The 5,994-nt window shown below is 72.3% G+C and carries 9 protein-coding genes; 7 read left to right on the forward strand and 2 right to left on the reverse strand.

Annotation, left to right across the window (positions count from 1 at the left end):
* Window positions 1-28: 28 nt before the first annotated feature.
* The 4 genes from AB0H87_RS36650 (at window position 29) to AB0H87_RS36665 (ending at window position 2,549) form a co-directional block, all read left to right on the forward strand.
* On the forward strand, window positions 29-373 hold the full coding sequence (locus AB0H87_RS36650) for a hypothetical protein (protein WP_360156664.1): 345 nt from the start codon (window positions 29-31) through the stop codon (window positions 371-373).
* Window positions 374-497: 124 nt separating this feature from the next.
* Complete coding sequence (locus AB0H87_RS36655) at window positions 498-1,292, forward strand: alpha/beta hydrolase (protein WP_360156667.1); 795 nt, start codon at window positions 498-500, stop codon at window positions 1,290-1,292.
* Window positions 1,293-1,303: 11 nt separating this feature from the next.
* The gene (locus tag AB0H87_RS36660; protein WP_360156670.1) at window positions 1,304-1,807 is read left to right on the forward strand and encodes a DUF4188 domain-containing protein; all 504 of its coding nucleotides are present in this window, start codon (window positions 1,304-1,306) and stop codon (window positions 1,805-1,807) included.
* Between the two features lie 97 nt (window positions 1,808-1,904).
* The gene (locus AB0H87_RS36665; protein WP_360156685.1) at window positions 1,905-2,549 is read left to right on the forward strand and encodes a DNA alkylation repair protein; all 645 of its coding nucleotides are present in this window, start codon (window positions 1,905-1,907) and stop codon (window positions 2,547-2,549) included.
* Window positions 2,550-2,767: 218 nt separating this feature from the next.
* On the opposite strand, the gene AB0H87_RS36670 is transcribed toward AB0H87_RS36665, so the two are convergent.
* Together AB0H87_RS36670 and AB0H87_RS36675 are read right to left on the reverse strand one after the other, a co-directional pair.
* Window positions 2,768-3,652: a DNA/RNA non-specific endonuclease gene (locus AB0H87_RS36670; protein WP_360156673.1), complete on the reverse strand. Its 885-nt coding sequence runs from the start codon at window positions 3,650-3,652 to the stop codon at window positions 2,768-2,770.
* 12 nt (window positions 3,653-3,664) lie between these two features.
* A complete protein-coding gene (locus tag AB0H87_RS36675) occupies window positions 3,665-3,865 on the reverse strand; it encodes a hypothetical protein (RefSeq protein WP_360156676.1) in 201 nt (66 codons plus the stop codon).
* 131 nt (window positions 3,866-3,996) lie between these two features.
* Between AB0H87_RS36675 and AB0H87_RS36680 the strand changes: the two genes are divergently transcribed.
* The 3 genes from AB0H87_RS36680 to AB0H87_RS36690 all read left to right on the forward strand — a co-directional run bounded on the left by AB0H87_RS36680 (window position 3,997) and on the right by AB0H87_RS36690 (window position 5,958).
* Entirely contained in the window at window positions 3,997-4,689 is a 693-nt protein-coding gene (locus AB0H87_RS36680; protein WP_360156679.1) for a VOC family protein, read from the forward strand.
* 21 nt (window positions 4,690-4,710) lie between these two features.
* Window positions 4,711-5,430, forward strand: coding sequence for a methyltransferase domain-containing protein (locus tag AB0H87_RS36685; protein ID WP_360156688.1), 720 nt, complete (start codon window positions 4,711-4,713; stop codon window positions 5,428-5,430).
* A gap of 69 nt (window positions 5,431-5,499) precedes the next feature.
* Window positions 5,500-5,958: an acyl-CoA dehydrogenase family protein gene (locus AB0H87_RS36690; RefSeq protein ID WP_360156682.1), complete on the forward strand. Its 459-nt coding sequence runs from the start codon at window positions 5,500-5,502 to the stop codon at window positions 5,956-5,958.
* The last annotated feature ends 36 nt before the right edge of the window (window positions 5,959-5,994 follow it).

A 5,994-nucleotide genomic window follows, 5' to 3' on the forward strand; every position in this document is an offset into this window, starting at 1 on the left:
GCAGTCGTTCCCCCGACAACCTCACACGATGAATCCTCGACCGTCGGCCCAGGACAGTCATTCCGGCTGCCGTCCCAGGCGCGGCCTGGTGATCAGCCCCAACCAGAACCTCACGCTGAGCCAGGTGCCGGTCTCCGAGGCGGGCAGCGCCGGCGGGGTGCTGCAGACCGGGCAGCGGATCGGCTCGGCGGTCGGCATCGCGGCGATCGGCGCCGTGTTCTTCAACCGGCTCGCGGCCAGCGGCGGCGACTACGCCGTGGCGTTCCGCATGGGCCTCTACGTCACGATCGCCTTCATGGCCATCGCCCTGGCCGCCGCGATCACGGACGTCGTCGCCGGCCGCCGCGAGGCGCGGGCGAGCCCGGGGTCGTGACGGCGCGCGATGACGTACGGGTCGTCGTCGAGCGAGGGTGCACGACGGGGAAGTCGTCGTTCAGTGGTCGTCAAGTGGGCCTGCGTACGGTGGCCGGCAAGCTCGACGAAGGGAAACCACCTCCATGACGACCACCCGACGCACGCTGCTGGCCGGCTCTGTCGCGGCCGCCGCCGGGTCGATGCTGGCGGCGCCGGCCGCGGCTGCGGCCCACCCCGTTCGCGGGCCGAAGCCGACCGTCGTGCTCGTGCACGGCGCGTTCGCGGACGCCTCCGGCTGGAACGACGTCGCCGCGCGGCTGATCCGCGCCGGCTACCCGGTCATCGCACCGGCGAACCCGCTGCGCGGGGTGGCCGCCGACTCCGCCTACCTGGCCAGTGTCCTCGCGACGCTGCCCGGGCCGCTGGTGCTGGTCGCGCACTCGTACGGCGGGATCGTGGTCACCAACGCCGCGACCGGCAACCCCGCGGTCAAGGCGCTGGTCTACGTCGCCGCGTTCGCACCCGACCAGGGCGAGACGCTGCTCTCCCTGCAGACGAAGTTCCCCGGATCGCAGCTGAGCGAGGCGGCCCTGGACTTCCGCCCGTCCGGTGCGGACAGTGTCGACGGCTACGTCAAGAAGGAGGCGTTCCACGACGTGTTCGCGGGCGACCTGCGGCGGTCGACGACCGACGTGATGTGGGCGACCCAGCGACCGGCCGACGTGCGGACGTTGGGGGAGCCGTCGGCCGCGCCGGCGTGGAAGACCGTGCCGTCCTGGTATCTGGTGGCCCGCGACGACAAGGTGATCCCGCCCGCGGCGCAGCGGTTCATGGCACAGCGGGCCGGCGCCCAGGTCCGCGAGGTCCGCGCGGCACACGTCGCGATGATCTCCCAGCCGGCCGCGACCGCGGACCTCGTCGAGCGCGCGGCCCGCTGAAGGAGTGTGCGATGCCCACGAAGGTGACCCGGCAGACCGTCGACCTGTCCGCCTATCCCGACCTGCTCGTCCTCTACCTCGGCATGCGGGTGAACCACATGTACGGGATCCGGACGTTCTTCAGCTTCGGCCGCAAGATCAGCCAGTCGGTCGCGGCCAACCCGGACGGCCTGCTGCTGCACGAGCCGGTCTACTACTCGATCTTCCCGATGAACATGGGCATGCGGCAGTACTGGCGGGACCTGCCGTCGCTGCTCGAGTTCGCCCGCTCGGAGCCACACCGCCAGTGGTGGCTGGACTTCCTGCGCGACTCCGGCGGCACGGGCTTCTGGCACGAGACGTACTCGGTCAAGGGCGGCATGGAAGCGGTCTACGACGACGTACCGAAGCCGCTGGGCTTCGGCCGCTTCGCCGGCCTCCAGCGGGCCCGCGGGCCGATGTTCGGCTCGGCCGCCCGCCTGGGCCGCACGGAGGGCGGCGACCCGGCCGTCAGCGAGACGGAGCTCTACGACTGACGGGCCTGACCGTCGTAGGCTGCCTTGACGCGGGCGACGGACAGGAGGGTCTGAGGTGGCCGAGGCGACGCGCACCGGGACGACGGTGGCCGAGGTGATGGCCGAGTTGGCCGCGCTCGAGGATCCGAAGGCCCGGGCGGCGAACGAGAAGCACGGCGACGACCACGGCGTGAACCTGACCAAGTTGCGCGCGGTGGCCACGCGGCTGAAGACGCAGCAGGACCTTGCCCGTCAGCTCTGGCAGACCGGCGACACGGCGGCGCGGCTGGTGGCGTTGCTCATCTGCCGTCCGAAGGCGTTCGAACGCGCGGAGCTGGATACCATGCTGCGCGAGGCGCGCGCGCCGAAGGTCCACGACTGGCTCGTGAACTACGTGGTCAAGAAGAGCCCGCACGCCGAGGACCTGCGCGTCGCCTGGACCGCCGACCCGGACCCGGTGGTCGCGAGCGCCGGCTGGGCGTTGACCACGGAGCGCGTGGTGAAGAAGCCCGAGATCCTCGACCTGCCTGGCCTCCTCGACACCATCGAGGCGGAGATGAAGGACGCCCCGGACCGGCTCCAGTGGGCGATGAACCACTGCCTGGCCCAGATCGGCATCGACCACGCCGACCACCGACCGCGCGCGATCGCCATCGGCGAGCGGCTGGAGGTCCTCAAGGACTACCCGACCTCGCCGGGCTGCACGTCCCCGTTCGCCCCGACCTGGATCAACGAGATCGTCCGCCGGCAGAGCGTCAAGTAGGCGCGGAGGGCGGCCACGCCGCTGACCGCCCTCCCACCCGTCAGGCGCCGGCGACGAGTTGCCGACGGCGTACCGGTCCTCCGTCTCGATGCGCAGCCACGGCTGGTTGTCGCGCAGCACCGTGACCTCCTCGATCAGCGTGCAGAAGTGTTGTCCGAGTGCAGCGTGTTGTTCGTCTCGAAGCCCTGCAGGAACCAGCGGTGGCCCTTGGCCGCCGCTTACAGCCGCACGTCGTCGAGGCTGCGGAGCTCGACCGGCCGCGGCTGCTCGCCGTCGTGAGTGGATGTCCCGGTCAGCGGGTCGTGGTCGCGGAGGGATCCGAAGCCGATGCCGGTCAACGACTCGACGTGCCGGACCTGGGTCTGGTAGGTGCGATATGGACCGAGGGGCGCGGCGCGGGACAGGTCACCGAGGAGATCGGTCTGTTCCAGGAGGTACGCCGTGGCGTGCAGCGCGCCCTCGCCACTGCCGACAGCGACGATCTTCCAGAACGCGCGGGGGAGGGCCACGTCCCGGTAGACCGGGTCGGCCGGGTCGAACACCGGTCCGGTGTAGACGTTGGCCCGCAACCGGTGGTCGGCAACCTTGTCGAGGATGTAGTCCTCGAGCCCCTGCCACGTGGCGTTGTTCTGGTTGAAGTCGCGGTGCTGCGGTGCGCAGTTGCTGTAGTGGTACGTGTCGGCGACCGCGGCCGCGGCCTCCGCGGTGGTCCCGCCCCAGAGCATGTCGGCGCGGCGGGTCAGGTGGCCCCGGTCGAGGTCGTTGCCGGCGTAGAGATCGTTGCCGACCTGCGCCCCGGGCAGCCGCGGATCGACGATCCACCGGTCATCGGACGCGACCGTGGTGAACCGGCGGCGACCGTCGAGGTTGGCCGCGCTGTAGAGCGCGAGCCGGCGGCGGGCGTGCAGGACCACACTGAAGTGGTGGTAGCGCAGCACCCCGTCGGGCGCCGCCGGGCCCGCCGCGACGTCCGCGCGGCGACCGACCGTCGGCAACGGCAGCGGCTGGCCGAGGAAGCCCGGGTCGAACCCACGACGGGCGGCGTAGTCCGGATCGACGCGCAGCGGACCCGGATCGAACCCGACCAGGTCGCCGCGCGTCATCGGAGGCGCCCGTCAGCCGCTGCGGCGGTTGCCGTAGTTGCGGGGCGGCTGGTAGGACCCGCCCTTGCCGGTGAAGCCACCCGCGCCGGTCTGCTGGTGCGGATGACCGCCCTTGCCCTTGCCTTTGCCCTTCGCGCGGCGTTCGGCCCGATTGGCGAACTCGGGTGCCTCCTCGGCCGACTCGTCCGCCGTGGTGTTCTGGTCGTCGGACATCAGCTCTCCAAGGTCGTGCCGTGCGCGGACAGCGACCAGCGTAGCCGCTCACCGCGCGGATCCCGGACGAGGTGCGCGAACACGACGGAAATCGGTTGGATGGGCTCCGGTCGGATTACTACTGTGCGGTGATGCGCGAGCGAACACTGACGATGACGTTCGATGCCCATGACCCGGCGCTGCTGGCCCGGTTCTGGGGCGGCCTGCTCGGGCGCGAGGCCGAGGGTGGGTTCCTGCCCGGCGACGAGACCCAGGTGAGCCTCCGGTTCGTGCCGAGCGCCACGGAGAATTCCGGGCTCAACCGCGTGCACCTCCACCTGACCAGCGAAAGCGTCGAGGACCAGGCGGCGCGGGTCGAGCAGGCGCTCCGGCTCGGCGGCAGCCACCTCGACGTCGGCCAGCTTCCCGAGGAACGGCACGTCGTGCTGGCCGACCCCGAGGGCAACGAGTTCTGCGTGATCCCGCCGGGCAACAGCTTCCTCGCCGGGTGCGGCCTGCTGGGCGAGCTCGCCTGCGACGGCACGCGCGACGTCGGCGTGTTCTGGAGCGCGGCGATGGAGTGGCCGCTGGTCTGGGACGACAACGAGGAGACGGCGATCCAGTCACCGCACGGCGGCACGAAGGTCGCGTGGGGCGGCCCGCCCGTGACCCCGAAGAACGGGCGCAACAGGCAGCGCTTCGACATCACACCGGCCGGCGGCGACCAGCCGGCGGAGGTCGACCGGCTGATCTCCCTCGGCGCCACCCGGGTGGAGGTCGAGGCCGACGGCACCGTCATGCTCGCCGACCCCGACGGCAACGAGTTCCGCGTGCTGGGGAGCTGAGCGATCGACTACGACGCCGAGCTGACGAGATACCGGGCCGCGCTCCGGCGCACCTGGGCGCTCCGACCGGAGGACCGGGTGCTCGACGTCGGCTGCGGTGCCGGGCAGTCCACCCGTGACGCGGCGGGGGTGGCCGCCGGCGTGCTCGGCGTCGACGTGTCGGCCCCGGCCGTCGAGCGCGCCCGCGCGAGCGCCCAGGACCTGCGCAACGTGCGGTTCGAGGTCGCCGACGCGCAGACCCACCCCTTCGAACCGGGCGGGTTCGACGTCGCGATCAGCCGGTTCGGCACGATGTTCTTCGCGGACCCGGTCGCCGCGTTCGGCAACATCGGGCGGGCGCTGCGCCCCGGCGGCCGCCTGGTGATGGTGGTCTGGCAGGCGGCCGACCGCAACGAGTGGGACGTCGCCCTGCGCCGCGCGCTCGGCGTGTCCGCCGCTGACGACGGGCCGGACCCGTTCTCACTCGCGGACCCGGCACGCCTCGAGGAGATCCTGCGCGCCGCGGGGTTCGCCGACCTCGCCCTGGAAGACGTTCACGAACCGGTCTTCTTCGGCCCGGACACCGCCGCCGCCCTCGCCTGGGTCAACGGATTCACGTGTACGAGCGAGGCGTGCAAGCGCCTCGACCCGGCGGCCGCCGCCCGGGCCCAGGAGCGGCTGCACGAGACCCTCGAGGCGCGTCGGACCGACGACGGCATCTGGTTCGACGCCCGCGCCTGGATCGTCACGGCCCGCCGCTAGATTGCGGTCTGTTGACGAGCGTCACAGATGCGCTATCGTTATCGGCGCCGACCGGCGATGGAGGACGCGGTGGCCGAGTTTCGCCTGAGCGCCGAGCACCAGCGGTTCGCGAGCTGGGCCCGGGCGACAGCAGCCGAGCACCTCACCCCGCTCGCGCGCCACGACGGCCGGGTCAACCGCCCCCTGCTGAAGGCCATGGGCGACCTCGGTCTCCTGCGCGCGGTGTTCGGCGGCACCGGCGACCAGCCGCCCCGCGACGCCGCGGCGCTCCAGCTCTGCCTGCTGCGCGAGGCGATCGCCCAGGTCAGCGGCGAGGCCGAGACGGCGCTCGCGCTCCAGGGCCTGGGCAGCTACCCGATCCTCCAGAGCGGCACGCCCGAGCTCGCGGCGCGCTGGATCCCGCGGATCGTCACCGGCGAGGCCGCGGCCGCGTTCGCCCTCTCCGAGCCCGGCGCCGGCTCGGACGCCGCGGCGCTGGGGCTGGGCGCCGAGCCCGACGGTGACGGGTGGCGGGTGACGGGGGTGTAGTCCTGGATCTGCAACGCGCCCGACGCCGACGGCTAC

Source organism: Asanoa sp. NPDC050611, from assembly GCF_040654855.1.
Taxonomy (GTDB): domain Bacteria; phylum Actinomycetota; class Actinomycetes; order Mycobacteriales; family Micromonosporaceae; genus Asanoa.